21 protein-coding genes are annotated in these 25,799 nt (G+C 65.3%); 12 read left to right on the plus strand and 9 right to left on the minus strand.

Going from position 1 to position 25,799, the window contains the following annotated elements; translation table 11 throughout:
* Positions 1-62: 62 nt before the first annotated feature.
* Genes AC0SZ7_RS21235 through hbdH form a run of 5 tightly spaced genes read left to right on the plus strand, consistent with a single transcriptional unit; the run spans position 63 to position 6,374 of the window.
* Positions 63-1,910: an extracellular solute-binding protein gene (locus tag AC0SZ7_RS21235; protein WP_475506222.1), complete on the plus strand. Its 1,848-nt coding sequence runs from the start codon at positions 63-65 to the stop codon at positions 1,908-1,910.
* Complete coding sequence (locus AC0SZ7_RS21240) at positions 1,910-2,971, plus strand: microcin C ABC transporter permease YejB (RefSeq protein ID WP_475506223.1); 1,062 nt, start codon at positions 1,910-1,912, stop codon at positions 2,969-2,971. The genes AC0SZ7_RS21235 and AC0SZ7_RS21240 overlap by 1 nt, the downstream gene beginning before the upstream one ends.
* Positions 2,971-3,993: an ABC transporter permease gene (locus AC0SZ7_RS21245; RefSeq protein WP_475506224.1), complete on the plus strand. Its 1,023-nt coding sequence runs from the start codon at positions 2,971-2,973 to the stop codon at positions 3,991-3,993. The genes AC0SZ7_RS21240 and AC0SZ7_RS21245 overlap by 1 nt, the downstream gene beginning before the upstream one ends.
* Positions 3,994-4,000: 7 nt before the next feature.
* Entirely contained in the window at positions 4,001-5,587 is a 1,587-nt protein-coding gene (locus AC0SZ7_RS21250) for an ABC transporter ATP-binding protein (RefSeq protein ID WP_475506360.1), read from the plus strand.
* A gap of 16 nt (positions 5,588-5,603) precedes the next feature.
* A complete protein-coding gene (gene hbdH, locus AC0SZ7_RS21255) occupies positions 5,604-6,374 on the plus strand; it encodes a 3-hydroxybutyrate dehydrogenase (RefSeq protein ID WP_475506225.1) in 771 nt (256 codons plus the stop codon).
* 77 nt (positions 6,375-6,451) lie between these two features.
* Here the strand turns inward: hbdH and AC0SZ7_RS21260 are convergent, their stop codons facing one another.
* Entirely contained in the window at positions 6,452-7,606 is a 1,155-nt protein-coding gene (locus AC0SZ7_RS21260) for a PilT/PilU family type 4a pilus ATPase (RefSeq protein ID WP_475506226.1), read from the minus strand.
* Positions 7,607-7,692: 86 nt separating this feature from the next.
* Between AC0SZ7_RS21260 and AC0SZ7_RS21265 the strand changes: the two genes are divergently transcribed.
* Together AC0SZ7_RS21265 and AC0SZ7_RS21270 are read left to right on the plus strand one after the other, a co-directional pair.
* Positions 7,693-9,867 (plus strand): ATP-binding protein, encoded by a 2,175-nt coding sequence (locus tag AC0SZ7_RS21265; RefSeq protein WP_475506227.1) that lies wholly within the window; start codon positions 7,693-7,695, stop codon positions 9,865-9,867.
* Positions 9,868-9,918: 51 nt separating this feature from the next.
* Positions 9,919-10,194, plus strand: a complete 276-nt coding sequence (locus tag AC0SZ7_RS21270; RefSeq protein ID WP_008369722.1) for a peptidylprolyl isomerase — start codon at positions 9,919-9,921, stop codon at positions 10,192-10,194.
* Between the two features lie 71 nt (positions 10,195-10,265).
* Here the strand turns inward: AC0SZ7_RS21270 and AC0SZ7_RS21275 are convergent, their stop codons facing one another.
* Positions 10,266-11,465 (minus strand): amino acid deaminase, encoded by a 1,200-nt coding sequence (locus AC0SZ7_RS21275; RefSeq protein ID WP_475506228.1) that lies wholly within the window; start codon positions 11,463-11,465, stop codon positions 10,266-10,268.
* Positions 11,466-11,494: 29 nt separating this feature from the next.
* On the minus strand, positions 11,495-11,884 hold the full coding sequence (locus AC0SZ7_RS21280) for a RidA family protein (protein ID WP_475506229.1): 390 nt from the start codon (positions 11,882-11,884) through the stop codon (positions 11,495-11,497).
* Positions 11,885-12,080: 196 nt separating this feature from the next.
* On the opposite strand from AC0SZ7_RS21280, the gene AC0SZ7_RS21285 reads away from it, so the two are divergent.
* On the plus strand, positions 12,081-12,488 hold the full coding sequence (locus AC0SZ7_RS21285) for a hypothetical protein (RefSeq protein ID WP_475506230.1): 408 nt from the start codon (positions 12,081-12,083) through the stop codon (positions 12,486-12,488).
* Between the two features lie 73 nt (positions 12,489-12,561).
* Here AC0SZ7_RS21285 and AC0SZ7_RS21290 read toward each other — a convergent pair whose 3' ends face one another.
* Positions 12,562-12,822: a DUF1652 domain-containing protein gene (locus AC0SZ7_RS21290; protein ID WP_475506231.1), complete on the minus strand. Its 261-nt coding sequence runs from the start codon at positions 12,820-12,822 to the stop codon at positions 12,562-12,564.
* A gap of 347 nt (positions 12,823-13,169) precedes the next feature.
* Here AC0SZ7_RS21290 and ligD point away from each other — a divergent pair, with 347 nt between their 5' ends.
* Complete coding sequence (ligD, locus tag AC0SZ7_RS21295; protein WP_475506232.1) at positions 13,170-14,792, plus strand: non-homologous end-joining DNA ligase; 1,623 nt, start codon at positions 13,170-13,172, stop codon at positions 14,790-14,792.
* Positions 14,793-15,040: 248 nt separating this feature from the next.
* The gene (locus AC0SZ7_RS21300; RefSeq protein ID WP_475506233.1) at positions 15,041-17,572 is read left to right on the plus strand and encodes an autotransporter family protein; all 2,532 of its coding nucleotides are present in this window, start codon (positions 15,041-15,043) and stop codon (positions 17,570-17,572) included.
* Positions 17,573-17,666: 94 nt separating this feature from the next.
* Here AC0SZ7_RS21300 and AC0SZ7_RS21305 read toward each other — a convergent pair whose 3' ends face one another.
* The gene (locus tag AC0SZ7_RS21305) at positions 17,667-18,290 is read right to left on the minus strand and encodes a LysE family translocator (RefSeq protein WP_475506234.1); all 624 of its coding nucleotides are present in this window, start codon (positions 18,288-18,290) and stop codon (positions 17,667-17,669) included.
* Between the two features lie 56 nt (positions 18,291-18,346).
* Entirely contained in the window at positions 18,347-18,538 is a 192-nt protein-coding gene (locus AC0SZ7_RS21310) for a hypothetical protein (RefSeq protein WP_475506235.1), read from the minus strand.
* Between the two features lie 158 nt (positions 18,539-18,696).
* Between AC0SZ7_RS21310 and AC0SZ7_RS21315 the strand changes: the two genes are divergently transcribed.
* On the plus strand, positions 18,697-18,945 hold the full coding sequence (locus AC0SZ7_RS21315; RefSeq protein ID WP_475506236.1) for a hypothetical protein: 249 nt from the start codon (positions 18,697-18,699) through the stop codon (positions 18,943-18,945).
* Between the two features lie 8 nt (positions 18,946-18,953).
* Here the strand turns inward: AC0SZ7_RS21315 and AC0SZ7_RS21320 are convergent, their stop codons facing one another.
* Complete coding sequence (locus AC0SZ7_RS21320; RefSeq protein ID WP_475506237.1) at positions 18,954-21,341, minus strand: sensor domain-containing diguanylate cyclase; 2,388 nt, start codon at positions 21,339-21,341, stop codon at positions 18,954-18,956.
* A gap of 193 nt (positions 21,342-21,534) precedes the next feature.
* Positions 21,535-23,799, minus strand: a complete 2,265-nt coding sequence (gene rlmKL / locus AC0SZ7_RS21325) for a bifunctional 23S rRNA (guanine(2069)-N(7))-methyltransferase RlmK/23S rRNA (guanine(2445)-N(2))-methyltransferase RlmL (protein ID WP_475506238.1) — start codon at positions 23,797-23,799, stop codon at positions 21,535-21,537.
* A 537-nt stretch (positions 23,800-24,336) separates the two neighbouring features.
* Here rlmKL and rmf point away from each other — a divergent pair.
* Complete coding sequence (gene rmf, locus AC0SZ7_RS21330) at positions 24,337-24,552, plus strand: ribosome modulation factor (RefSeq protein ID WP_008368461.1); 216 nt, start codon at positions 24,337-24,339, stop codon at positions 24,550-24,552.
* Between the two features lie 117 nt (positions 24,553-24,669).
* Here rmf and AC0SZ7_RS21335 read toward each other — a convergent pair whose 3' ends face one another.
* A complete protein-coding gene (locus AC0SZ7_RS21335) occupies positions 24,670-25,695 on the minus strand; it encodes a quinone-dependent dihydroorotate dehydrogenase (RefSeq protein WP_475506239.1) in 1,026 nt (341 codons plus the stop codon).
* Positions 25,696-25,799: the final 104 nt, after the last annotated feature.

Raw genomic sequence — 25,799 nt, forward strand, 5'->3', positions numbered from 1 at the left:
ATTGGTGCCTTGGTTGATGATAGGGTAAGCACGCGCCCACACTCATTCGAACAAGGCAGACAATGCGCTCGGTTTTCGCCCTTCTCTTCCTGACCGCACAGGTGCTGTTGCTCCCCAGTGCGCTAGCTGCCGCACAGCATGCCCTGACCGTTTACGGCGAAGCCCCCAAGTACGCCGACGGTTTCAAGCACTTCGACTACGTCAACCCCGATGCCCCCAAGGGCGGCAGCCTGCGCCGCTCGGCGGTAGAGATCGGCCAGTTCGACCACCTGCTTCCTTATATAGACAAGGGCACCGGCGTGAGCCAGGTGGACGGCCTGCTGTATGCCCCCCTGGCCCTGCGTTCGCTGGACGAGGCCTACACCGTGTACGGCCTGATCGCCGAGAAAATGGAGCGTGACGACAGCGGCATGTGGTTGCGCTTTTATATCAACCCCAAAGCGCGCTTCAGCGACGGCGTGCCCATCACCGCCGCCGACGTCAAATACACCTTCAACCTGCTGATGAGCCAAGGCAGCCTGCGCTTCCGCACCCAGTTCGCCGAAGTCAAGGACGTCGAGGTCGAAGGCCCGCGCCAGGTGCGTTTCGACTTCAGCGCCAACGACAACCGCAGCCTGCCCCTGGACCTGGCCTCACTGCCGGTGTTGCCCGAGCACTGGTGGAAAGACCACGACTTCGCCAACGGTGGCGGCTTCGAGGCACCGCCCGGCAGCGGCCCCTACACCGTGGGCAAGATCGACAACGGCCGCAGCATCACCTTCCAGCGGGACAAGGACTGGTGGGCGCGGGACCTGCCGGTGACCCGCGGGCTGTACAACTTCGACCAGTTCGGCGTGGAATTCTTCGGCGACACCGAGGTGGCGCGCCAGGTGCTGCTGGGCGGCGCCTTCGACTACAACCGTGAATTCTCGGCCACCGGCTACACCCTGAAATACAAAAGCGCCGCCCTGGACGATGGCCGCTTGCAGCGCGCGCACCTGGCGCCGCAAAGCCTGCAGTCGGCCCAAGGCTTCGTGTTCAACCTGCAACGGCCGGTGTTCAAGGACCGCCGCGTGCGCCAGGCCCTGGCGCTGCTGTGGGATTTCGAGTGGACCAACCGCCAGCTGATGCGCAGCATGTACATCCGCCAGCAGAGCTTCTTCGCCAACAGCCCGTTGGCGGCGCGGCAGTTGCCGGACGCCGCCGAGCTGAAAATACTCGAACCGCTGCGCGGGCAGGTGCCGGACGAGGTGTTCACCGAGGTGTTCGAAGCGCCGCGCACCGACGGCACCGGCTTTATTCGAGACAAGCAATTGCAAGCCCTGGCGCTGTTGAAAGAGGCAGGCTGGACGCCCGACGGTGACCGCCTGGTGAACGCCGCCGGCGAGCCGCTGAGCTTCACCTTCCTCAACGGCCAGGCAGGCCTGGAAAAACTCATCCTGCCGTGGAAGCGCACCCTGGCGCAGATCGGCATCGACCTGCAGATCCGCCGCATCGACTCCTCCCAATACATCAACCGCTTGATGGCCCGGGACTACGACATGATCATCACCGGCTACCCGGTGTCGCCCTCCCCCGGCATGGAACTGTCCAACTACTTTGGTTCGGCTGCCGCGACCGATACCGGTTCCAGCAACTACATGGTGCTCAAGGACCCGGCCGTGGACACGCTGATCAAAGGCCTGGTGAATGCCAGGAGCAAGGCCGACATGACCGAATACGCCCATGCCCTGGACCGGGTGCTGCAGTGGAATTACTACTGGATTCCCAACTATTACCCCCCGGGTACCTCGACAGTGTGGTGGAACCGCTTCGGCATGCCCGCTCACCCCGCCCCCAATGACGAGGCCCCGGAAAGCTGGTGGCAGGTAAGCCCCACGCCCCTGACCAACGCGCAGATGGACGAACTGCGCGCCAAGGAGGCCCATTGATGCTGGCCTATACCCTGCGGCGCCTGCTGCTGATTGTGCCGACGCTGCTGATTATCCTGCTGGTCAACTTCGTCATCGTCCAGGCCGCCCCCGGTGGCCCGGTGGAGCAGGCCATCGCCCGCCTGCAGGGCCTGGGCGGCGTGGCCGTGGGCGGTGGCGGCGGTGATTCGGCCCAGGGCGCCTCGCGTGCCAGCCGCGGCCTGGACCCGAAACTGATCAAGGACATCGAGCACCAGTACGGCTTCGACAAGCCCGCGCCGGAACGCCTGTGGCTGATGGTGAAGAACTACGCCACGCTGGACTTCGGCAACAGCTTCTTCCGCGGCGCCAAGGTCACCGACCTTATCCTGGACAAGATGCCGGTGACCCTGTCGCTGGGCTTCTGGGCCACGCTGATCACCTACCTGGTGTCGATCCCGCTGGGCATCCGCAAGGCGGTGCACCACGGCAGCCATTTCGACATCTGGAGCAGCACCGCCATCATCATCGGCTACGCCATGCCGGCGTTCCTGTTCGCCATGCTGCTGATCGTGCTGTTCGCCGGCGGCACCGAGCTGAACTGGTTCCCGGTGCGCGGCCTGGTGTCGGAAAACTTCGACCAGCTGTCCACCCTGGGCAAGGTCGCCGACTATTTCTGGCACCTGGTGTTGCCGGTGACCTCGCTGGTGATCGGCGGCTTCGCCACCCTCACCATCCTCACCAAGAACTCGTTCCTCAGCGAAATCACCCGCCAGTACGTGGTCACCGCCCGCGCCAAGGGCGTCAGCGAACGCCGCGTGCTGTATGGCCACGTGTTCCGCAATGCGATCCTGCTGGTGGTGGCCGGCTTGCCGCAGGCGTTCATCAGCGTGTTCTTCGCCGGCTCCCTGCTGATAGAAGTGATCTTCTCCCTCGACGGCCTTGGCCGCCTGAGCTACGAGGCGGCCGTGGCGCGTGACTACCCGGTGGTGTTCGGCACCCTGTTCATCTTCACGCTGTTCGGGCTGCTGATCAAATTGGTAGGCGACCTGTGCTACACCCTGGTCGACCCGCGCATCGACTTCGCCGGGAGGAGCGCCTGATGAAACGCCTGTCACCGGTGTCGCGTCGACGCCTCGACCGTTTCCGCAAGAACCGCCGCGGCTGGTGGTCGCTGTGGATCTTCATCGCCCTGTTCGCCCTGAGCCTGGGCGGCGAGCTGATCGCCAATGACAAACCGCTGGCCCTGAGTTACCACGGCCAGTGGTATTTCCCGGCCTTCAAGCGCTACACCGAAACCGAGTTCGGCGGCGTGCTGCCGTTCCAGCCCGACTACCGCAGCGACTATGTGCGCAAGCTGGTCGCCGACGGTGACGGGCGGATGATTTTCGCGCCCATTCCGTTCAGCGCCGACACGCCCAATTACGACCTCACCCAACCGGCGCCCAGCCCGCCCAGCGCCGACAACTGGCTGGGCACCGACGACCAGGGCCGCGACGTGCTGGCGCGGGTGATCTACGGCGCGCGGGTGTCGATACTGTTCGCCATTGCGCTGACGGTCATCAGCTCGCTAATCGGCATTCTGGCCGGCGCCCTGCAGGGCTATTACGGCGGCTGGGTGGACCTGTTCGGCCAGCGCTTGCTGGAAGTGTGGTCGGGGCTGCCGGTGCTGTACCTGCTGATTATCCTGTCGGGGTTCGTCGAGCCCAATTTCTGGTGGCTGCTGGGCATCATGGCGCTGTTTTCCTGGCTGGCCCTGGTGGATGTGGTGCGCGCCGAGTTCCTGCGCGGGCGCAACCTGGAATACGTCAAGGCCGCCCGGGCGCTGGGCCTCAACGACGGCAAGATCATCCGCCGGCACATCCTGCCCAACGCCATGAATGCCACCCTCAGTTACCTGCCGTTCATTCTCACGGGCGCCATTTCCACCCTCACCGCCCTGGACTTCCTGGGCTTCGGCATGCCGGCGGGCAGTGCCTCGCTGGGCGAGCTGATCGCCCAGGGCAAGGACAACCTGCAGGCGCCGTGGCTGGGTTTCACGGCCTTCTTTACCCTGGCACTGGTGCTGTCGCTGCTGGTGTTCATCGGCGAGGCATTGCGTGATGCCTTCGACCCCCGCGCCTGAGGCCAGCATGAGCGAAAACCTGATTGAAATACGCAACCTGAGCGTGGCCTTCAACGACCACACGGTAGTGCGCGACCTGAGCCTGGACATCCGCCCCGGCGAGTGCCTGGCATTGGTGGGCGAGTCGGGCTCGGGCAAGTCGGTGACGGCCCACTCGATTCTGCAGTTGCTGCCGCAGACCGGCAGCCACACCCAGGGCAGCATCCGCTACCGCGGCACCGAGCTGCTGGGTGCACCGGCGAACGTGCTGCGCGAGATTCGCGGCAACCGTGTGGCGATGATTTTCCAGGAGCCCATGACCTCGCTGAACCCACTGCATACAGTGGAAAAGCAGATTGGCGAAACCCTGCTGGTGCACCGTGGCCTGACCGGCAAGGCAGCCCAGGCGCGCACCCTGGAACTGCTGCAGCTGGTGGCCATCCAGCAACCGGAAAAACGCCTCAAGGCCTACCCGCACCAGCTATCCGGCGGCCAGCGGCAACGGGTGATGATCGCCATGGCCCTGGCCTGCGAGCCCGACCTGCTGATTGCCGACGAGCCCACCACGGCCCTCGACGTGACCGTGCAGCGGCGCATCCTGGCGCTGCTGAAATCGTTGCAGCAACGCCTGGGCATGTCGTTGCTGTTGATCAGCCACGACCTCAACCTGGTGCGCAGCATTGCCCAGCGGGTGTGCGTGATGCGCGCCGGCGAGATCGTCGAGCAGGCCGACACCGAGACGCTGTTCTGTACGCCCAAACATCCCTACAGCTGCATTCTGTTGAACGCAGAACCGGCCGGCGAGCCACTGCCGCGCCACGAACGGCCACCGCTGCTGGACGTCGACAACCTGCGGGTGTGGTACGCCACCAGCGGCGGTTTCCTGCGCAAGCCCCATTACGTCAAGGCCGTGGACGGCATCAGCCTGAGCCTGCAGAAAGGCAAGACCCTGGGCATTGTCGGCGAGTCCGGCTCGGGCAAATCCACCCTCGGCCAGGCCATCCTGCGGCTGCTGGATTCAGAGGGCAGCATTCGCTTCGACGGCCAGCCGCTGGAGGGCCTGAACCCCAAGCAGATGCTGCCGTGGCGCAAACGCATGCAGGTGGTGTTCCAGGACCCGTTTGGCAGCCTCAGCCCGCGCATGTCGGTGCAGCAGATCATCAGCGAAGGCCTGGAAGTGCACGTCGAGTGCGACGCCGAAAACCGCGAGCAACGGGTGATCAGGGTGTTGGAGGAAGTGGGCCTGGACCCGGCCAGCCGCCACCGCTACCCACACGAGTTTTCCGGTGGCCAGCGCCAGCGCATCGCCATTGCCCGGGCGCTGGTGCTCAAGCCCGACCTGATTCTGCTGGACGAACCCACCTCGGCGCTGGACCGCACCGTGCAGAAGCAGATCGTCGCCCTGCTGCGCCAATTGCAGGATGACCATGGGCTGACCTACCTGTTCATCAGCCACGACCTGGCAGTGATCAAGGCCCTGGCCCACGACGTGATCGTGGTCAAGGACGGCCAGGTGGTGGAGCGCGGCGCCAGCCACGACCTGTTCGAAGCACCGCAACACCCTTATACCCGTGAACTGCTGCTGGCCGCGCACGTGCAGGCCGAGCCGCACTGACCCTGGAGGCATAGGCATGACCTTGAACGGCAAGACGGCATTGGTCACCGGCTCCACCAGCGGCATCGGCCTGGGCATTGCCCACGGCCTGGCCGCTGCCGGCGCCAACGTGATACTCAACGGTTTCGGCGACACCCAGGCGGTGCTGGCCCAACTGGCCCGCCACGGCACTAAAGTCGGCCACCACCCGGCGGACGTCAGCCAGCCGGCGCAGATAGAGGCGATGTTCGCCTATGCCCAGGCCGAGTTCGGCGGTGTCGACATTCTGGTCAACAACGCCGGCATCCAGCACGTGGCCGCCGTTGAAGATTTCCCGGTGGAGCGCTGGGACGCGATCATCGCCATCAACCTGTCCTCGGTGTTCCACGCCACGCGCCTGGCCCTTCCCGCCATGCGCGAGCGCGGCTGGGGGCGCATCATCAACATCGCCTCGGTGCACGGGCTGGTGGGCTCCACTGGCAAGGCCGCGTACGTGGCGGCCAAACACGGGGTGATCGGCCTGACCAAGGTGGTGGGCCTGGAAACCGCGCGCACCCAGGTCACCTGCAACGCCATCTGCCCCGGCTGGGTGCTGACGCCGCTGGTGCAGAAGCAGATCGATGACCGCGCGGCCAAGGGCGTGGACCCGCAACAGGCGCGCGAGGACCTGCTGGCCGAGAAACAGCCGTCACTGGAATTCGTCACGCCCGAGCAGCTGGGCGAGTTGGTGCTGTTCCTGTGCAGCGAAGCGGGCAGCCAGGTGCGTGGCGCGGCGTGGAACATGGATGGCGGGTGGTTGGCGCAGTGAGACCGCGCGCTCAATGACGCGGCCTGCGGCCGCTGCTACAGATTTGCGTAGCAGCGGCCGCAGGCCGCGTCCGGGGGTCAGCTGTTCTCATCATCCACCAGGTTCCAGTCAGCGCTGTCCACATCCGCCGCCGGCTCCGGCGGCAGAGGCACGCTGCTGGGCTCGTGGCCGTTTTCACGGTGCAGCTTGAGGCGCAGGCGCAGGTTGTTCTGCGAGTCGGCGTTCTTCAGCGCTTCCTCTTCGCTGATCGCCCCTTCCAAGGCCAATTCGTACAACGCCTGGTCAAAGGTCTTCATCCCCAGGTTCACGGACTTCTCCATGATGCCCTTCAGCTCGCCAAACTCGTTGCGGTGAATCAGGTCCTTGATGGTGGCTGTGCCCAGCATCACTTCCACGGCTGCCCGACGCTTGCCATCGGTGGTCTTCACCAGGCGTTGGGAGACGAACGCCTGCAGGTTGTTGCCAAGGTCGTTGAGCAACTGCGGGCGCCGGTCTTCAGGGAAGAAGTTAATGATGCGGTCCAGCGCCTGGTTGGCGTTGTTGGCGTGCAGCGTGGAGATGGCCAGATGGCCGGTATCGGCGAAGGCCAAGGCGTGCTCCATGGTCTCACGGTCGCGAATTTCGCCGATCAGGATGACATCCGGCGCCTGCCGCAGGGTGTTCTTCAAGGCAGCCTGGAAGCTGCGGGTGTCGACACCCACTTCGCGCTGGTTGATGATCGATTTCTTGTGCCGGTGCACGTACTCCACCGGGTCTTCGATGGTAATGATGTGGCCGCTGGCATTGCGGTTGCGGTAGTCGATCAGCGCCGCCAGCGAGGTCGACTTGCCCGAGCCGGTGGCGCCGACGAACAGCACCAGGCCGCGCTTCTGCATGATGGTTTCGAGCAGCACCGGCGGCAGCTTGAGGTCTTCAAAGCGGGGAATGTCGAGCTTGATGTTGCGCGCGACGATGGACACTTCGTTGCGCTGCTTGAAAATATTCACCCGGAAGCGCCCAACGCCATGGATGGACATGGCGAGGTTCATTTCCAGGTCGCGTTCGAAATCCTGGCGCTGTTCAGCGTCCATGATATCGGCGGCGATGGCCGCTACTTCGCCGGGTTTAAGCGCCTCGGCCGACAGCGGCTTGAGCACGCCGTTGAACTTGGCGCAGGGCGGCGCCCCGGTGGACAGGTAAAGATCGGAACCGTCCTGGGTGGCGAGGATTTTCAGCAGGGCTTGGATTTCCATATGCGAGGGTCCACAGGGCGACAATAGAAAAGTAAGCTATAGCTTGGCGGTAGAACACCCCGCCATGCAAACAAAGGATAACCCCAATGAGCGGTCCCCCCGTCGGCGGCTCCATCGTCGAACTGATCGAACAGCTGCCATGGCGCGACAGCCCCCTGCCCGCGCCACACCAATGGCCGCAGAGCCTGCGTACCGCCGTGGACATCGTGGTGCACTCGCCAATGCCCATGTTGCTGCTGTGGGGCCCGCAGTTGTGCCAGCTGTACAACGACAGTTTCGCGCTGCTGGCGGGCAGCAACCACCCGCGCGCGTTCGGCCAGCCGGTGGACTTGATCTGGCCGCAGTTGAAGGAATTCACCGACCCCATCTACCGCGCCGTGCTCGACGGCGAGGTACGCACCTACGTGGAACAGGGCTTCACCCTGCCCCGCGACGCGGGCCCGGCCCAGGTGTGGCTGGACCTCACGTATAGCCCCATTCGCGATGAAAGCGGTGCGGTGGCCGGCATCCTCGTCACCGCCATCGAAGCCAACGAGCGCCGGCGGGTCACCGCCGAGCTGCAACGCCGCTCCGAAGCCAGCGCCAAGGCCCAGCTGGACACCGAAGAGCGCCTGCAGTTGGCACTGGAGGCAACCAACGGCGTCGGCACCTGGGACTGGGATATTCGCGAGGACCTGTTCCAGGCCGACGCGCGTTTCGCCCAACTGCACGGCGTTGACCCAGGCCTTGCCGGCAAGATGCCGATCGGCGAATACCTCAAGGGCGTACACCCCGACGACCGCGGCATGGTGGCGCGTAGCATCAATGCCTGCGTGCACAGCGACGGTGAATACGCCAACGAATACCGGCTGCTGCGCCCGGACGGCGAGGTGCGCTGGGTGTACGCGCGCGGGCGCAGCCACAACGATCACCACGGCCGGCCGGTGCGCTTCGTCGGCGCGTCCATTGATATCACCGAGCGTCGCGAAGCCGAGCGGACTCTGCTGCGCCTTAACGAAACCCTGGAAGAGCGGGTGGCCGAGCGCACCGAGGCGCTGGCCGAGGCCAACCGCCGCCTGCAGACCGAGATGCAGGAGCGCGAACGCGCCGAGGAGGCCCTGCGCCACGCGCAGAAGATGGAAGCCGTAGGGCAGCTGACCGGTGGCATCGCCCATGACTTCAACAACATGCTTACCGGCATCATTGGCAGCCTCGACCTGATGCAGCGCTACATCGCTGCCGGCCGCGCCGATGAAATCGGCCGCTTCAGCGAGGCGGCCATCACCTCGGCCCATCGCGCCGCCGCCCTGACCCACCGGCTGCTGGCCTTCTCCCGGCGCCAGTCGCTGGACCGCAAGCGCCTGGACCCCAACCAGTTGGTGCACTCGCTGGAGGAGCTGTTCAGCCGCACCAAGGGCGAGCACATCGAGCTGAAAATCCGCCTGGCGCCCAACGTATGGCCGGTGAACACCGATGCCAACCAGCTGGAAAACGCCTTGCTCAACCTGGTGATCAACGCCCGCGATGCCATGCCAGACGGCGGCTGCCTGCGCATCGAGACCAGTAACCTCAGCCTCGCCGCCCCCAGCGATGAACCTGGGCTGGAAGCCTTGAAGCCGGGCCAGTATGTACTGCTGAGCGTGAGCGACGATGGCGCCGGCATGAGCCCGGCCATCCAGGCGAAAGCCTTCGATCCGTTCTTCACCACCAAGCCCATCGGCCAGGGCACTGGCCTGGGGCTGTCGATGATCTACGGCTTCGCCCAGCAGTCGGGCGGCCAGGTCACGCTGCACAGCCAGCCTGGCCAGGGCACCTGCGTGCGCCTGTACCTGCCGCGCCACGTCGAACAGGCGGAAGCGAAGCCCAAGGTGCTGGCCCCCCAGGGCGCGCCGCTGGCCCAGCAGGGCGAAAGCGTGATGGTGGTGGAGGACGACCCGGCGGTGCGCATGCTGGTGCTCAACGTGCTGGACGAGTTGGGCTACCACGCCCACCCGGCGGCAGACGCCAAGGCCGCCTTGCCATTGCTGGAGTCAAGCCTGCGCATCGACCTGCTGGTGACTGACGTCGGCCTGCCCGGCCTGAATGGCCGGCAGCTGGCGGAAATTGCCCGGCAGCACCGGCCTGGGCTGAAAGTACTGTTCATGACCGGCTATGCCGAAAAAGCCGCCGAGCGCCACAGCTTCCTGGCCGAGGGCATGGACATGGTCACCAAGCCATTTTCCATCGACCTGCTGGCCAACAAGATTCGCGAGATGATCAATCAACCCGCCGCCGACAGCTGATTTGCGGCATAATCGCGCGCTTTTTCAACGTCGTACACAGGGCCCCGCGTCATGAAAGCTCAAGCTCGCCACATTCTGGTGAAAACTGCCGAAGAGGCCGAACAACTCAAGCAGCGCATCGCCAAGGGCGAAGCCTTCGACGTGCTGGCGAAGAAATTCTCCACCTGCCCGTCGGGCAAGCGCGGCGGCGACCTGGGTGAAGTGCGCCCGGGGCAGATGGTGGGCGCCATCGACCAAGTCATCTTCAAGAAGCCGTTGCGCACCGTGCACGGGCCGATCAAGAGCAAGTTCGGCTACCACCTGGTGCAGGTGTTCTACCGCGATTGATCCCTGTAGCAGCGGCCAAAGGCCGCGTCTAGCCATTGGACGCGGCCTTCGGCAGCTGCTACGTGGGTTTTTCAGAACTGCGTGGTGAAGGTTTCCACCACGTTGAAGCGCTCGTCGACGATGCAGCCTACGCGCCACTTGTCGAACGTGAGGCATGGGTGCGAGGTGCCGAAGGCGATGATGTCGCCGATGCGCAGGTCCACCCCCGGCGCGATCTTCAGGAATGCGTGCTGGTCCATGACCTTGGTCACCGCGCAGGCGCTGACGTCGTCGCCGGTGTCGCCCAGCAGCCCGGCCCGGTAGCGTTTCAACGGTTGCGGCAGGCCGGCATCGTGGGCGACGTCACGCTTGCCCAGCGCCACGATCGCACACCCCGGCTCGGGCATCGACTGTACGTGCGCCCACACTTCCATGGCTGGGCGCAGCCCCTCGGCCAGGTCGGCGCGGCGGGCCAGCACGGCGCGCTGGGCGACCTTGTAGATGCCGTGGTCATGGGCCACGTAGCTGCCCGGCCGCAACACCGCCAGGAAGCGCCCACGGGCCGCGTGGGCGTCGAAGGCTTCAGCGACCAGGTCGTACCAGGCCGAGCCCGAGGCAGTGACAATGGGCTGCGCCAAGGCGAACGCGCCTTGTGCCTGCAACTGCAGCGCAAGGCTTACCAGCGACACGGCAAAGGCGCGGATCTGGCCGATTTCCTGGTCGCCGTGAATCACCCCTTCATAGCCTTCGATACCGGTGAGGCGCAGGGCCGGCTGGGTAGCGATGGCGGCGGCCAGGGCCTTGACCTCGGCCTCGCTGCGGCAGCCACAGCGGCCGCCCGCGACGCCATATTCGATCATCACATTGAGGTGCTGGCCGCGCTGGGCGAAGTACTCACCCAACGCCAGCACCTGGTCGGGGTGGTCCACCAGGCAATGGAAGTCGAAGCCCGGGTCGTGCAGCAGGTCGGCCACCAGGCGCATGTTCGCCGCCCCCACCAGCTGGTTGGCCATCAGCACCCTGCGCACCCCGGCGGCATAGGCCGCGCGGGTTTGCACGGCGGTGGCCAGGGTGATGCCCCAGGCGCCGCGCTGCAACTGCCGCGCGAACAGCGCCGGGGCCATGCTGGTCTTGCCGTGGGGCGCCAGCTGCGCGCCGCTGGCATTGGCAAACGCCTGCATCCAGCGAATGTTGTGCTCCAGCGCCTCGCGGTGCAGTACCAGCGCCGGCAGGCTGACGTCGATCAACAGGTTGTCGCCGGGCACCGCGGCGCCCTTCTCTACTGCATGCATAACGTGTCTCCAGGTGCAGCGGCGGGCGTTCAGGATTTGGACTTGTAGGCCACGCAGTCGATCTCGACCTTGCAGTCCACCACCATGCTCGACTGCACGCAGGCCCTGGCCGGCGCCAGGTGCGGCGGGAAGTATTCGGCGAATACCTTGTTGAAGCTCCAGAAATCACGCGCATCGTCCAGCCACACGCCAGTCCGCACCACGTGCTCCAGGCCGTAGCCCGCCTCGTTGAGAATGGCGATGAGGTTCTGCATGGTCCTGTGGGTTTGCGCGACGATGCCGCCGTCGATGATCTCGCCGTTTTCCATGGCCACCTGGCCGGAGACATACAGCCAGCCATCGGCCTCCACTGCGCGGGCGAAGGGCAGCGGCTGGCCGCCGGCGCCGGTACTGCCAGTGCCATGACGAGTAATGGACATGTGGACTCCTGTGCTGTGCGACTGAACGCAATGATGGGTAATGACGGCAGTGATTGTGCCAGCCGCCCCGGCACTCATCGATGTGAACTTTGCGACAGGGTTTGTAAAACCGATACCAAATTCACATGCGCGCAGGGCCGCGACCGCGCTACTATCAGCGTTTCCGCTGGACGCACCACTTTTTCAAGGACTCGAAATGCCGCTGACTTTCCGTCGCCTCGCTCTTTTTTGCGCCTTCCTCTGCTTCGCCCTCGCCCTTGTATGGGGCACCTGTGCCGAACGCCTGCTCGCCTTCTGGGACATCCCCCACAGTGAAGCCGCCGCCTTGCTGGGCAGGCGCATCGCCGCCCTGCTGCTGGGCGTTGGCGTGATGTTCTTCAGTGTTCGCGCCTGCCCGCCCTCGCCGGCACGCGCGGCCATGGTGCGCGGGTTCATGGTGGGCTGCCTGGCCATGGCAATGCTGGGGCTGTTCGACTGGCTGAGCGGCCATGCCGGCCCGGGCATCCTGATCTCGGTGTTCGCCGAACTGGCCCTGGGCCTGGCCTTCGTCAGCGTGGGCAATGGCGAACGCGCCATGCTGCGGCAGATGCAGACCTCGCGCTGAGCGCACGCTGCGCAACAAAAAACCGGCGCCCCTCACGGGGCCGCCGGTTTTTTTTATGCCCGCGTTGCAGCCATCAAAGGCTGTCGTTCACCCTGCGCACCTGGTTCAGGTGGCGGTGCGCAAGGTCCGCCCGCAAGCCTGCGATCAGGTTGGAAATCGCGCGGCTGCTATTGAGCTGCTGGGCGCTGATGCCGGTGACGGTGAGATCCACGCGGTCGGAGGTGCGGTCGAACACCCTGACCGTCAGGGACTGGTCCTGGGCCTGGGTGCATTGGCAGCGCTGGGGCAGAAAGCTTGATTCAATGATGTTGCGCAGTTCAAGTGTAGACAACATGGCAAAGCTCCATTTCTTATCGGTTGCGTCCGTGATTGTTTCAGCGGCTTCGTGCAGCCTAGATGGCTATTTGATTGCGCGCTGCACCACCGGTCTGATGGCAGGGATCCTGCACTTTTCCTGTGCAGCTTCCATGCCCCGCCAGCGACGGCCCGCGCACCGTTCAAAATCAATGACATAGCCATTAATAGGCGAAAAGCCATCATGCAGATTGCCACGTCGCGAGCCCGTGTCGTTGCAAAATGCACTCTGCCTGCTCGCTGAAACTTAACCGGCCCGGCCATGGTCAGCTGAAAATATCGCACAGCACAACAGATCCCCGAGGTTCAGTCCCAGGAATACACATCATGGCCAAGCCGTTGAGCGAAGATCGTCGCAGCCCCCCTGCCGACACCCCCTCAGAGCCAGCACCCATCCCGCCCCACTTGGCGCCGCAACGGGCCACCCGTGTCGAGCAACCGCCCGAAGGCGAGTGGCTGTTCGAAATCAAGCATGACGGTTACCGGCTGATGAGCCGCATCAGCGGCGGCGAGGTACGCCTGTTCAACCGCGAAGGCCTGGACTGGACCGCCGAACTGCCACACCAGGTGCAGGCCATCGCTGCCCTGCAGCTCAACGAAAGCTGGCTGGACGGCAAACTGGTGCAAGCCAATGCCGAAGGCGTGGCCGACTACCGCGCGCTGCAGGAAGCCTTCGAGGCGGGCCGCTGCATGGACTTGCAGTACTACCTGTTCGACCTGCCGTTCCATAACGGCGAGGACCTGCGCGAGCACCCGCTGGAGCAACGACGGGCGCGCCTGAGGAAACTGCTGGGCAGCGTGAAACATCCGCTGCTGCGCTATTCCGACAGCTTCACCGCCAGCACCCCGGACATTCTAGAGGGCGTTTGCACCCTCAACCATGAAGGCGTGATCGGCAAGCGCCGTGGCAGCCTGTACCGCGACGGTGAACGCAACCTGGACTGGATCAAACTGGACTGCCATACCGACGCCAGCCACGCCCCGCTGATGACCGAAAGCCAGGCCCGCCACACCGACGAGCCCGCCCACGACTTCGGCGATGGCCACCGCGAATCGGTGGCCGGGGTGTCCCTGAGCCAACCCGAGCGCATTCTTGACCGCGTCAGCCAGACCGACAAGGCCGGGCTTGCGCGGCTCTACCAGCAGATCGGCGCCTGGCTACTGCCGCAGCTGCGGCAACGCCCCGTCGCCCTGATGCGCGCGCCCCATGGCGTGGAGGGCGACCTGTTCCTGCAGCGCCACACCGAACACCTGGCATTGCCGCACATCACCTTGCTGCCACCGGCGCTGGACCCCGGCCATGCGCAGCTGATGCAGGTGGACCGCCTGCCCGCGCTGATCGAAGCGGTGCAACGTGGCGCCGTGGAGTTCCACGCCTGGGGCGCGCGCAGCGACCGCCTGGACGCCCCTGACCGCCTGGTGCTGGACCTTGACCCGGACCCCGCCCTGCCCTGGCCCACTGTACTCGACGCCACCGCGCAAGCCTTGGCGCTACTGGACGAACTGGGCCTGCGCAGCTACCTGAAGACCAGCGGCGGCAAGGGCATGCACGTCATCGTACCACTGGCACGTCACACCCGTTGGGCCCAGGTGCTTGCGTTTGCCAAGGCCATCGCTCACTACCTGATGACCCAACTGCCCGAGCGCTTCACCGCCACCCAGGGCCCGCGCTACCGGGTCGGGCGTATCTTCGTCGACTACCTGCGCAACCAGCGGGGCGCCAGCACGGTGGCCGCCTATTCGGTGCGCGCACGCCCCGGCCTGCCAGTGTCCACGCCCATCGCCCGGCACGAACTGGCGAGCCTGAGCGGCGCACGGCACTGGCATGTCGGCAACATTCTGGAACGCCTGGAGCAGCTTGCCGAAGACCCGTGGCAGGGCTACGACTACCGCCAGCGCCTGACCCCACGCATGTGGACCCAGCTGGGCGTCGAGCCGCCGCACGATTAGGATCCGATTATTGTGCGGTTTGAAAAGGTGTTTCACTAATTGTTAGCTGGCTCATAGTTGGCGCAGCGGCTATCGTTGCAGTGTCGAGACAGGATGTCTCAACGTTTGCCCTTGAATGGCCAATGCCCGGAGATCCCCAACCCCGAGGGCATTGGTCTTTTTTTGCGGCAACTGTCACTTCTTACAGTTGTTGGATTTGTTACACAGCCTTATAACCCCCGTACACTCCCTGCTGTCGGGCGGTCGTAATGAACTGCAAACCCCTGCTGATCTGCGGCCTGCTCCCAGTGCTGTACCAGGAGGCGCATGCCGCCTGCATCCTGGCGCCCAGCGCCGCCAACGACACCTATACCTGTGACAGCGGCGCTGCCACCAGCCTCACCGACACGCTTGGCAGCAACTCCCTCACCCTGCCCGCGAATGGCACCGGCACCATTAATGGCAGCGTGACCTTCGGTGGCGGCACCGACCGGGTCGAAGTCGCCAGCGGCACCATCACCGGGGCAGTCATCCAGGGCACTGGCATCGATACCTTCAGCATGAGCGGCGGCAGCGTGGGTTCGGTGTCCCAGGGCGATGGTCGCGACCAGTTCAGCATGACCGGCGGCACCATCGTCGGTGCGTTCGAGGACGGCGATGTGGCCCAGTTCAGCGGCGGCAGCATCGGCCGGGTCGACATGAAGCTGGACAACAATGTGTTCGTCATGGCTGGCGGCACCATCCTGGGCAACCTGGTGACCGGCCTGGGAAGGGACACCGTCAGCCTGTCGGGCGGGCGCATCGGCGGCAACATCAGCATGAGCGGCGGCGCCGATGTGCTGACCATTACTGGCGGCGAAGTGGCCGGGCAAGTGCTGATGAGCACCGGTAATGACCACTTCGATTGGGACGGCGGCGGCACGCTCAGGGGCCTGGTATCGCTGGGCGATGGCAATGACACTGCCCGCCTGGCGAACCTCGACGAAACACGAATTGGCAACCTGCCGGCGCTGCTGGGCAACCTGGGCGACGATACGCTGACCTTCGACCACAGCGCCATCGGCCGCGCCGACCGCTACCTGCTGTGGGAAACAGTGAACCTGAGCAATGCCAGCACCCTGGACCTGGCCGACACACTCACGCTGGGTGACCCCGGCAGCCTTACCGGCCACCTGAATATCCAGGCCGGCAGCACGCTGGGGTCCACCACGGGCAGTGTCGTCGCCGCCGCTGCCGGCCAAAATGTCACCGTGACCAACGCCGGGCTGCTGGACCTGACGCGTAGCGGCATCGCTGGGGCCAACCGCTTGACCATTGCGGGCAACTACAGCGGCGCCGATGGGCAATTGAAGGTCAACAGCGTGCTGGCTGGTGACGGTGCGCCATCCGACATGCTGGTGGTGACTCAAGGTACGGTCTCCGGCACCACCAGCCTCGCCGTGGGCAACGCGGGCGGCCTGGGCGCCCTGACCACGGCCAACGGCATCGAAGTGGTGCAGGCCAGCCTGGGCGCAACCAGCACCGACAGCGCCTTCACGCTGGGCAGCAACGTGTCGGCAGGGGCCTATCAGTACTACCTGTTCAAGGGCGGTGTCACCGCGGGCAGCGAAAACAGCTGGTTCCTGCGCTCCAGTGTCGTGGCGCCCCCACCACCCGTGGCCGCGCCTCCCGCAACGCCCTCCATGCCCACCGGCACGCCCCAGGTACCCGAGCCGCCAAACGTGCCAAACGTGCCAAGCATACCTGCCGCGCCTGTTCTCCCGGCCACATCGCCAGCCGCCCAACCACCCGTCGCAGCCCCCGGCACTCCCCCCCTGCCAATGCCAGCTCCCGGGGAAGCGATCCCGCTGTACCGCGTGGAAGTCCCCAACTACGCCGCCAGCGTGCCCGCCGCAGCGCTGCTCGCCCAGACCACGTTGGGCAGCTTTCATGCGCGCCAGGGCGACCAGGCGTTACTCGACCAGCGCAGCGCCAGTGCCGCCGGTTGGGCCCGCACCTTCGGCAGCCAACTGCGTCAAAACTGGCAGGGCGACGCCTCGCCGCGCCTGCACGGCTCGGTGGGGGGCTGGCAGGCGGGCCATGATCTGTTTGCCGAAGGCGATGCCGGCGGCTGGCAACAGCACGCCGGGCTATTCGTCAGCCATGCTCGCCTCTCAGGGGATGTGCAGGGCTTCGCGCTGGGTTTCCAGGGGCATGAGGCTGGCACGCTGAACCTGGGCGGCGACAGCCTGGGCGCTTACTGGACCTTGGTCAGCCCGACCCGCAGCTACCTCGATGCCGTGCTCATGGGCACGCGCTTCGATGGCCGCAGCCGCTCCGCCCGCGGCTGGAACCTGGACCTGCATGGCCATGGCAGCGCGGCTTCCCTTGAGGCAGGCCAACCCTTGCCGCTGACAACGCACTGGGCCCTGGAGCCGCAGGTACAGCTGACCGTGCAACACATCCAGCTGGACAGCGCCAACGACCCGGTATCGCGAATCAGCTTCAGCGCCGAACCCTGGTGGCGCGCCAGGCTAGGTGCGCGCCTGGTGGGAAGCTATCAGGCCTTTGGCATGCCGCTGCAGCCGTGGCTGCAGGCCGACCTGTGGCACACGCTGGGCGGCCAGGACAGCGTCAGCTTCGACCATGGCGACCGCCTGACCACCGAGCACCGGGCGAGCACCGCCCAACTGGGTGCGGGAATCAGTGCGCGGCTAGGTCGCGGGGTAAGCGTCAACCTGGGCCTGGGGTACAGTCGCAGCCTGGATACGGATGAGGGTCAGGGGCTGGGGGGGACTGTGGGGGGCAGGGTGAGTTGGTAGAGCATGCTTAAAGTAAAGGCCTTGGCGGAGCCCGAGGCTCTCGCCGAATATGAACGGGTTTACCGCGAGGAATCCGCCTTGCTGGACCACATGCTCAACGCCGCGCCGCCAGCAACCCCACCCCCGCGCAACTCAACAGCACCGCGCTGGAGCGGTTGAACGCCCGCCGGGGCCGTGGCTCGCTGAACCAGCGTTGCAGGTGGCTGCCCAGCCAGGCGTAGATGGCGATGGCCAGCCACTCCAGCAGCAGGAACATCGCCCCCAGCCAGAAGAATTGCTGGCCTACCGAGGTGGGGCCGTCGACGGTGACGAACTGCGGCAGGAAGGCGGTGAAGATGAGAATGGCCTTCGGGTTGCCCGCCGCCACCCAGAACTCCTGCCCCGCCAGCCGCAACAACCCACGGCCGCCCGGCCCACCTGGCGCCTGGCCGTCCACAGGGGCGCGCCACAGTTGCACGGCCAGGTAGAACAGGTACAGCGCGCCTGCCACCTTCACCAGCAAAAACAGTTTTTCCGACGCATGCAGCACCACCGCCAGGCCCATGGCAGCCAGCGCGATCATGCCGGCGAAGGCCAGCAGCCGCCCGGCGCCAGCCAGGCATGGGGTGCCGAAGCCGTAGCGGCTGGCGTTGTTCAAGGACAGCAGGTTGTTCGGCCCCGGGGCCATGTTCAGGGCAAAGCAGGCGGGCACGAACAGCAGCAGGGTCGCAAGGTTCACGGCAGGGCGCTCAAGGCAAGACGGCCTGGCAGCTTAGCACCGCCTGTCGGCATGGCTCAACGAGGGTCGTCGGGGCTCATTTCGCCGTCGTCGGTTTCAGTGCGGACCTTGTCCGGGTCCAGCTCCGGGTCCTTGTCCAGGGGCAAGGGCGGCAGGTTTTCGTCGCCCGGGCGGGCGTCGGGTACGCGCGGCGGTACCGGGTCCGGGGCCAGGGGGTTGCTGGAGCGATCGAGCGGGTCGGAGGTCATGGTGCACCTGGGTTGCTGGGGACTGGTCCTGTTTTGATCGCCCCGCGCGTCAGGAGTTGCCTTGGGCATATCCGAGTGAATCCCTGGAGCGTGCCCGGGTCGGAACTTACGAGGAGGCCGCGCAACCCTGCGCGCCCGAACCGCAGAATGAGGTATTCATGAGCAATAAACCATTGGAGAAAGAAGTCCTCACCCGCCTGCTGCACGCTCACCCCCAAGGCCTGGGCAAGGAAGTGCTGGATAACTACACCGGCGAAAAGGCCGTGGCCGGCATGCTCAAGCATTTACAGGATGAAGGCTATATCCACCATGGCACGGTGAGCATCACCGATCACCTGCCAGCGGTGACTTACCCGGTCAAATTGACCGCCAAGGGCGTCGAGGCCGCGAAAGCCCTGGACCACTGAGGCCTGATTCACGCCAGCTCCGGCTCCACCCGGTCACGCCCACCCTGCTTGGCCGCGTACACGCCGGAGTCGGCGCGCAGTAATAGCGCATCGGCGCCCTCGCCGCAGCGCCAGCTGGCCACACCGAAACTGGCGGTGACAATGCCCACGCCGTCCACCGGGGTGTGGCGCAGGCCCTGCCACAGTTCCAGCGCCAGCGCGTGGGCCTGCTCGGCGTTGCTGCCCGGGCACAGCACCATGAACTCTTCGCCACCCAGCCGGCAAAAGACGTCCGTACGGCGCAGGCGGTGGCTGATTTTCTCGCAAATGGTCTTCAGCACCCGGTCGCCCACGGCATGGCCGAACTGGTCGTTGATGCGCTTGAAGTGGTCGATATCCAGCATGATCACCGCCAGGTGCAGGTGATCGCGCTCGGCGCGGTCCAATTCAACCTTGAGCCGTTCCTGGAAATAGCGGCGGTTGTGGATGCCGGTAAGCACATCGGTGACCGACAGCGCGCGCAGCTCTTCCTCCACGCGCTTGAGGTCGGAGATGTCGGTGAGGTAGCCATGCCACAGCGTGCCGCCGCCAGCAGTGGGCTCCGGCGTGGCCTCGCCGCGCACCCAGCGCAGGCCCTGGCGCGGCAGTTGTACGCGGTATTCCTCGCGCCACGGGGTCTGGTGCTGGGCGGAATAGCGGATGGACTCCAGCACCCGCTCGGCGTCGTCCGGGTGGATGCGCTGCATCACCAGCCGGCCGTCCTCGCGCAGGGCGCTGGGCTCCATTTCGTAGATATCGCGGATGCCATCGCTGGCCCAACTGAAGCTGGTATGGCCGTCCGGGTCCAGGCGGAACTGGTAGATGCCACCGGGCACCTCCGCGCTGAGCTTGCGCAGCAGCTGGTCGCGGGCAGCCAGGGCTTCGTGTACGCGCTTGCGCTCGGTGATATCGATGCACACCGCCAGGTGCCCTACCCACTGGCCTTTCTCGTCGAGCACGGTGGTGGCCAACATGTTCACCGCCACGGTGCTGCCGTCGCGGCGCACCAGGGTCCACTCGCGGGCCTGGTCGCCGCCCTCGCCGGGGGTTTCCACCAGCATGGCCTGGGCCAGCGGGATATCGCGCTCGTAATAGGCGCGCAGGGTGCAGGCGCGCGCCACCAGCTCTTCGCTCAGGTGCAGGTTCTGCAGGGTCAGGTGCCCCACCGCCTCGTTGCTGCGGTAACCGAGCATGCGCTCCGCACCGGCATTGAAGATGGTGATAAGGCCGTTCAGGTCGGTGGCGATAATCGCCACTTGGGTAGCGGCGTTGAGCACACTGCTCAGCTGGTTGTGGGTGATCCGCAGGGCCTGCTCGCTGCTGCGCAACTGCGAGGTGCGCTGTTCCACCAGTTTCAGCGCACGCTGGCGCTGGCTGACCAGGCTGTACAGCAACGCGCTGAGCATCAGGCTGAGCAAGGCGCCCAGGGTTACTACCACGTTCAGCGGCGAGGTGTGGTTGGCCTCGGCGAACAGCGGGCTGGGGCTGATGTCCAGCTGGTAGTCACGGTCGGCCAGGCGCAGCAAGTGCGTGGCGATCAGGCCGTCGGTAGGTGCCGCGTTGCTGGACTCGTAAAGCACCTCATGCTCGCCCACCGTCGACAGGTCGAGGATGCGCACATGCAGGTTGTCGTCGTTCTGCGCCGGCAGCCCATCGCCCATCAGCTGGCCCAGGCTGATTACCGCAGAGACGAACCCCTGCGGCGGCCCGCCGTCCTTGCCCGGCACCGGCGCCACCATCAGCACGCCGCGGCTGTTGCGCAAGGCCACGCCCACCAGGTTCACCGGCGGGGTCACGGCCAGGTCGCCGGTCTTCAGGGCGCGCTGCAGGGTCTCATGCCGCGAGGGCTGGGAATTCACGTCAAAGCCAAGGGGCAGTTTCAGCCGTGTCTGCGACTGGGTGAAGAACACCGGGTAGTACTCGTCGCGCGTGGCTGCGGGCACCAGCGTGCCATCAGGCAGCTGATCGCGGATGGCGAAGTCCTCGTTGCCTTCATCACGGGCCGCCTGCTCAAAGGCGGCGCGCTGGGCCTGGGTGACGCGCGGCAGCCAGGAATAGGCCTGGGTGCGCAGCAGCAACGGGCCGGCGTAACCTTCGTATTCGTGGCGGCTGACGTTGTCGGAGTAGCTGAAAAAACGGCGCAGGCCAGCCAGCCGCTGGGTCTGGTCCTCGAAGCGCTCTTCGATGCGGCTGAAGCGTTCATTGGCCAGCAACTCGAAGCGTTGCCGCAGCTGACGCTGGTACAGCTCGGAGGTACCCAGCGCCACCAGGCTGGTGACCACGGCGCCAGCCGCCAGGGCTAGCGCGGCAATAAGCCAGGCAGACGCGTCCTCGCTGATAAAGCCAAGAATTTTCGGGCGAACGGCATGCAACGACATAAGCGGAACTCACAACGCCGGCGTGCTTCGTATCACTTTGGCTTTGGCTCAGTTATAGCTATTTGCCAGTAGTTTGCCTAGTGAGTCATCAAGCGAAATTGTTGATCATGGGGTGCAGCAAAAAGGGCTCCATGGGAGCCCTTTCGCGATGTAGCCAAAATGTACGACAGTCAGGACTGGCGCGGGCTACCGTTCATCGGGCCTGAATTTTCCAGGCACGGTGAATCTTGGTGTTGCGGGCGAAATCGGGGTCCAGGGTCTGGGCGCTGATCTCTTCCACGTTGTAGCGCTCGCCCAGGTGCTCGTCGAGCTGGAACTTGCGGAAGTTGTTGGAGAAATACAGCACCCCGTCCTTCGCCAGGCGGGCCACGGCCAGGTCCAGCAGCTGCACGTGGTCACGCTGCACGTCGAACACGCCTTCCATGCGCTTGGAGTTGGAGAAGGTCGGCGGGTCGATGAAGATCAGGTCGTATTCGTCACGGCTGGCTTGCAGCCAGGCCATCACATCGCCCTGCTCCAGGCGGTTCTTGTCAGAGAAACCGTTCAGCGACAGGTTGCGGCGTGCCCAGTCCAGGTAGGTTTTCGACAGGTCGACGCTGGTGGTGCTGCGCGCGCCGCCCTTGGCCGCGTGCACACTGGCCGTGGCGGTGTAGCAGAACAGGTTGAGGAAGCGCTTGCCCGCGGCCTCGCGCTGGATGCGCATGCGCATCGGGCGGTGGTCCAGGAACAGGCCGGTGTCCAGGTAGTCGGTGAGGTTCACCAGCAGCTTGATGCCGCCTTCCTGCACTTCGGTGAACTGGCCCTGGGCGCTCTGGCGCTCGTACTGCTTGGTGCCGCTCTGGCGCTCGCGACGCTTGATGATCACGCGGCTCTTGTCGATGCCCAGCGCCTGGGGGATGGCTGCCAGGGCGTCGAACAGACGGGCCTGGGCCTTTTCCGGGTCGATGGACTTTGGCGCGGCGTATTCCTGCACGTGCACCCAGTCGTGGTACAGGTCGATGGCCAGGGCGTACTCGGGCATGTCGGCGTCATACACGCGGTAGCAGTCGACCTTCTCGCGGCGGGCCCACTTGCCCAACTGCTTGAGGTTTTTCTGCAGGCGGTTGGCGAACATTTGCCCGCCTTCGCTCAGGCGCGCCTGCTCGACCACAACCGGCGCCGGCTTGATCGGGTTGCCGTTCTTGTTGACGCGGGCGTACGGGTCGGCAGCTGGCTGGGTGGCCTGCTCGTCGGCCTGCTCGCGCTCAAGCTGGCGCTGCTCGGGGGTGCGACGCTCGCCGGTGACGAACTGGTCGGGCAACACCTTGATCAGCAGCAGTTTGCACGGCAGCGCGCCGTTCCAGAACGAATACTGCTTGTGGCTGCGGATGCCCATGCGCTTGCCCAGGTCCGGGGCGCCGGTGAACACCGCCGCTTCCCAGTTCAGGCAGGCCTGGCGCAGGCGCTCGCCGAGGTTCTGGTAGAGGTACAGCAGGCTGGCCTCGTCCCCCAGGCGCTCGCCGTAGGGAGGGTTGCAGATAACCAGGCCTTTCTGGTTCTGGTCCGGGCGCGGCTCGAAGGTGGCGACTTCGCCCTGGTAGATCTTGATCCAGTCACTGAGGCCGGCACGCTCGACGTTGTTGCGGCCCGGTTGAATCAGGCGCGGGTCGGCTTCGTAGCCGCGAATCCACAGCGGCGGCTTGGCCAGGCCGGCGTCGGCGCGGGCCAGGGCCTCGTCGTGCAGCTTGCGCCACAGCGCCGGCACGTGGCCCAGCCAGGCGCTGAAGCCCCAGCGGGTGCGTTTGAGGTTGGGGGCGATGTCGGCGGCGATCATCGCCGCTTCCACCAGGAAGGTGCCCACGCCGCACATCGGGTCGGCCAGCGCGCCGCCCTCGGCGGCAATGCGCGGCCAGCCGGAGCGAATCAGGATCGCTGCCGCCAGGTTTTCCTTCAGCGGCGCCGCGCCCTGCTGCAGGCGGTAGCCGCGCTGGTGCAGGCTGTGGCCAGACAGGTCGAGGGACAGGATCGCCTCGCCACGGTCCAGGCGCAGGTGCACGCGCAGGTCGGGGTTGAGCTTGTCGACGCTGGGGCGCTCGCCTTCCGGGGTGCGCAGCTTGTCGACGATGGCGTCCTTGACCTTCAGGGCGCCGAAGTGGGTGTTGTCGATACCCGAGCCATGGCCGCTGAACTCCACCGCCAGGGTGCCGTCAGGCAGCAGGTGGTCTGCCCATTCGACGTCCTGCACGCCGTGGTACAGGTCTTCGGCGTCCTTCATGGCAAAGCGCTTGAGCACCAGCAGCACGCGGTTGCCCAGGCGCGACCACAGGCACAGCCGGTAGGCCGTTTCCATGTCGGCCATGCCGCGCACGGCGGAAGTATGTTCGCGGGTGTCTTCGAGGCCAAGCGCGGTGGCTTCCTCAGCAAGCAGGCCTTCGAGGCCCTTGGGGCAGGTGAGGAAGAGTTCGTAACGATCCGACATGGGGTATCCAGGGTTTGAGCCATAAGTGAAAGGGCAACGCATCACCCTTCCCGAGTTTAACCAGGCGCTTTTCTTTGGAAGCGCCCGTGTGACACCACCGTGGTGTCGACCGCCGGGACCAGAAAGCGGCTGTCGAACAGCCTTTGATCGTCCCGGCAGAAAAAAATTCTGCAAAACGACGGGGCTGAAAATGACCCTTCGTCGCTTAATACTGAAAAGCATTTAGCCATCAATGCCTGATGGCAACGTCCCATTACTGCGGCTGCAAGGCTGATCATAGCCGGGTTTCACCGCTGCCCACTCGTGAAGCATCCGTTTACTTATGGTTGAGACACCATAATCGTTACGTCCTTATGACAAAACGGTCGTTCACAGGGAAGAACGCATTGTTTAGAAATCCCTACAGGCCGCACCGCAACGGTACGGCACCACTGCTCGCCACGCCGGCAGCGAGCCTCTAAAACCGGCAGAACGACTCTGCCCGGCCTCAGACGAGGCCGACGGGACATAACAGTCAACAGACGAGGGCAACACCCTATGAGAAGACTTAAGCGTGATCCGTTGGAACGAGCATTTTTACGCGGATACCAATATGGCATCCATGGCAAATCCCGTGAGCTTTGCCCTTTTACTCTACCGTCAGTTCGTCAAGCCTGGATCAACGGCTGGCGTGAAGGACGCGGCGACAACTGGGACGGTATGACCGGCACTGCGGGTATCCACAGACTCAACGAACTTCACGCGGTCGGCTGACGAGGACGATTTTTCTCTTACATTCTTTCTGATCAACCATGCGCGCCCCAACGGGCGGCGGGCGAGAGCCCAGGGGCCCCTTAGCGGGCCCCTTTTTTATGCCTGCTTCAAATGGCTTCAGCCACGTGGCAGCGCGGCGATGGCGTCCACTGCCTCGCGAATCAGCGCCGGGCCCTTGTAGATGAAGCCCGAGTACAGTTGCACCAGGCTCGCACCGGCGGCGATCTTCTCGGCCGCGTGCTTGCCCTCGGTGATGCCACCCACGGCGATGATGGGCATGCGCCCGGCCAGTTCACCCGCCAGCACCTTGACGATGTGGGTGCTCTTCTCGCGCACCGGCGCGCCGGAAAGGCCGCCCGCCTCGTCACCGTGCGCCAGGCCCTCGACGCCTTCGCGGCCCAGGGTGGTGTTGGTGGCGATGACCGCGTCCATGCCGGCGCCCAGCAGGGCCTGGGCCACTTGCACGGTTTCCTCGTCGCTCATGTCCGGGGCAATCTTGATGGCCACCGGCACGCGCTTGCCGTGCTGGGCGGCCAACTGCTCGCGGCGTTCGGCCAGGGCGTCGAGCAGCTGCTTGAGCGACTCGCCGAACTGCAGGCTGCGCAGGCCCGGGGTGTTGGGCGAGCTGACGTTGACGGTGATATAGCTGGCGTGGGCGTAGACCTTGTCCAGGCAGATCAGGTAATCGTCGACGGCGCGTTCCACCGGGGTGTCGAAGTTCTTGCCGATGTTGATGCCCAGCACGCCCTTGTACTGCGAGGCGCGTACGCGGTTCAGCAGGTTGTCGACGCCCAGGTTGTTGAAGCCCATGCGGTTGATGATGGCGGTGGCTTCAGGCAGTCGGAAGATGCGCGGCTTGGGGTTGCCCGGCTGTGGGCGCGGGGTGACGGTGCCGATCTCGACGAAACCGAAGCCCAGCTGCGCGAAACCGTCGATGGCCGCGCCGTTCTTGTCCAGGCCTGCGGCCAGGCCCACCGGGTTGTCGAACGACAGGCCCATGACGGTCACGGGCAGGCGCGCCGGCGCCTTGGTCAGCAAGCCGTTGAGCCCCAGGCGGCCACCTGCGCCGATCAGGTCCAGGGACAGGTCGTGGGAGGTTTCCGGAGAGAGTTTGAACAACAGCTGGCGGGCCAGGTTATACATGGGCGGGCATGACTCGTTGGAAGATCGTCGGGGGCCGGCATTATAGCCACATTTGCGCCCTGGTAGCAGCTGCCGCAGGCGGCGTCCGCCCCCAGCACCGTCCC

It is taken from the genome of Pseudomonas sp. JC1203 (genome assembly GCF_056175065.1).

Excerpts from the sequence above, each read along its gene's own strand:
- AC0SZ7_RS21310 (WP_475506235.1), bottom strand. The coding sequence starts at position 18,538 with ATGACCTCCGACCCGCTCGATCGCTCCAGCAACCCCCTGGCCCCGGAC.
- AC0SZ7_RS21320 (WP_475506237.1), bottom strand. The coding sequence starts at position 21,341 with ATGTCGTTGCATGCCGTTCGCCCGAAAATTCTTGGCTTTATCAGCGAG.
- AC0SZ7_RS21240 (WP_475506223.1), top strand. The coding sequence starts at position 1,910 with ATGCTGGCCTATACCCTGCGGCGCCTGCTGCTGATTGTGCCGACGCTG.
- AC0SZ7_RS21270 (WP_008369722.1), top strand. The coding sequence starts at position 9,919 with ATGAAAGCTCAAGCTCGCCACATTCTGGTGAAAACTGCCGAAGAGGCC.
- AC0SZ7_RS21285 (WP_475506230.1), top strand. The coding sequence starts at position 12,081 with ATGCCGCTGACTTTCCGTCGCCTCGCTCTTTTTTGCGCCTTCCTCTGC.
- AC0SZ7_RS21290 (WP_475506231.1), bottom strand. The coding sequence starts at position 12,822 with ATGTTGTCTACACTTGAACTGCGCAACATCATTGAATCAAGCTTTCTG.
- AC0SZ7_RS21275 (WP_475506228.1), bottom strand. The coding sequence starts at position 11,465 with ATGCATGCAGTAGAGAAGGGCGCCGCGGTGCCCGGCGACAACCTGTTG.
- AC0SZ7_RS21245 (WP_475506224.1), top strand. The coding sequence starts at position 2,971 with ATGAAACGCCTGTCACCGGTGTCGCGTCGACGCCTCGACCGTTTCCGC.
- AC0SZ7_RS21265 (WP_475506227.1), top strand. The coding sequence starts at position 7,693 with ATGAGCGGTCCCCCCGTCGGCGGCTCCATCGTCGAACTGATCGAACAG.
- AC0SZ7_RS21315 (WP_475506236.1), top strand. The coding sequence starts at position 18,697 with ATGAGCAATAAACCATTGGAGAAAGAAGTCCTCACCCGCCTGCTGCAC.
- AC0SZ7_RS21280 (WP_475506229.1), bottom strand. The coding sequence starts at position 11,884 with ATGTCCATTACTCGTCATGGCACTGGCAGTACCGGCGCCGGCGGCCAG.
- AC0SZ7_RS21335 (WP_475506239.1), bottom strand. The coding sequence starts at position 25,695 with ATGTATAACCTGGCCCGCCAGCTGTTGTTCAAACTCTCTCCGGAAACC.
- hbdH (WP_475506225.1), top strand. The coding sequence starts at position 5,604 with ATGACCTTGAACGGCAAGACGGCATTGGTCACCGGCTCCACCAGCGGC.
- ligD (WP_475506232.1), top strand. The coding sequence starts at position 13,170 with ATGGCCAAGCCGTTGAGCGAAGATCGTCGCAGCCCCCCTGCCGACACC.
- rlmKL (WP_475506238.1), bottom strand. The coding sequence starts at position 23,799 with ATGTCGGATCGTTACGAACTCTTCCTCACCTGCCCCAAGGGCCTCGAA.
- AC0SZ7_RS21260 (WP_475506226.1), bottom strand. The coding sequence starts at position 7,606 with ATGGAAATCCAAGCCCTGCTGAAAATCCTCGCCACCCAGGACGGTTCC.
- AC0SZ7_RS21300 (WP_475506233.1), top strand. The coding sequence starts at position 15,041 with ATGAACTGCAAACCCCTGCTGATCTGCGGCCTGCTCCCAGTGCTGTAC.
- rmf (WP_008368461.1), top strand. The coding sequence starts at position 24,337 with ATGAGAAGACTTAAGCGTGATCCGTTGGAACGAGCATTTTTACGCGGA.
- AC0SZ7_RS21235 (WP_475506222.1), top strand. The coding sequence starts at position 63 with ATGCGCTCGGTTTTCGCCCTTCTCTTCCTGACCGCACAGGTGCTGTTG.
- AC0SZ7_RS21250 (WP_475506360.1), top strand. The coding sequence starts at position 4,001 with ATGAGCGAAAACCTGATTGAAATACGCAACCTGAGCGTGGCCTTCAAC.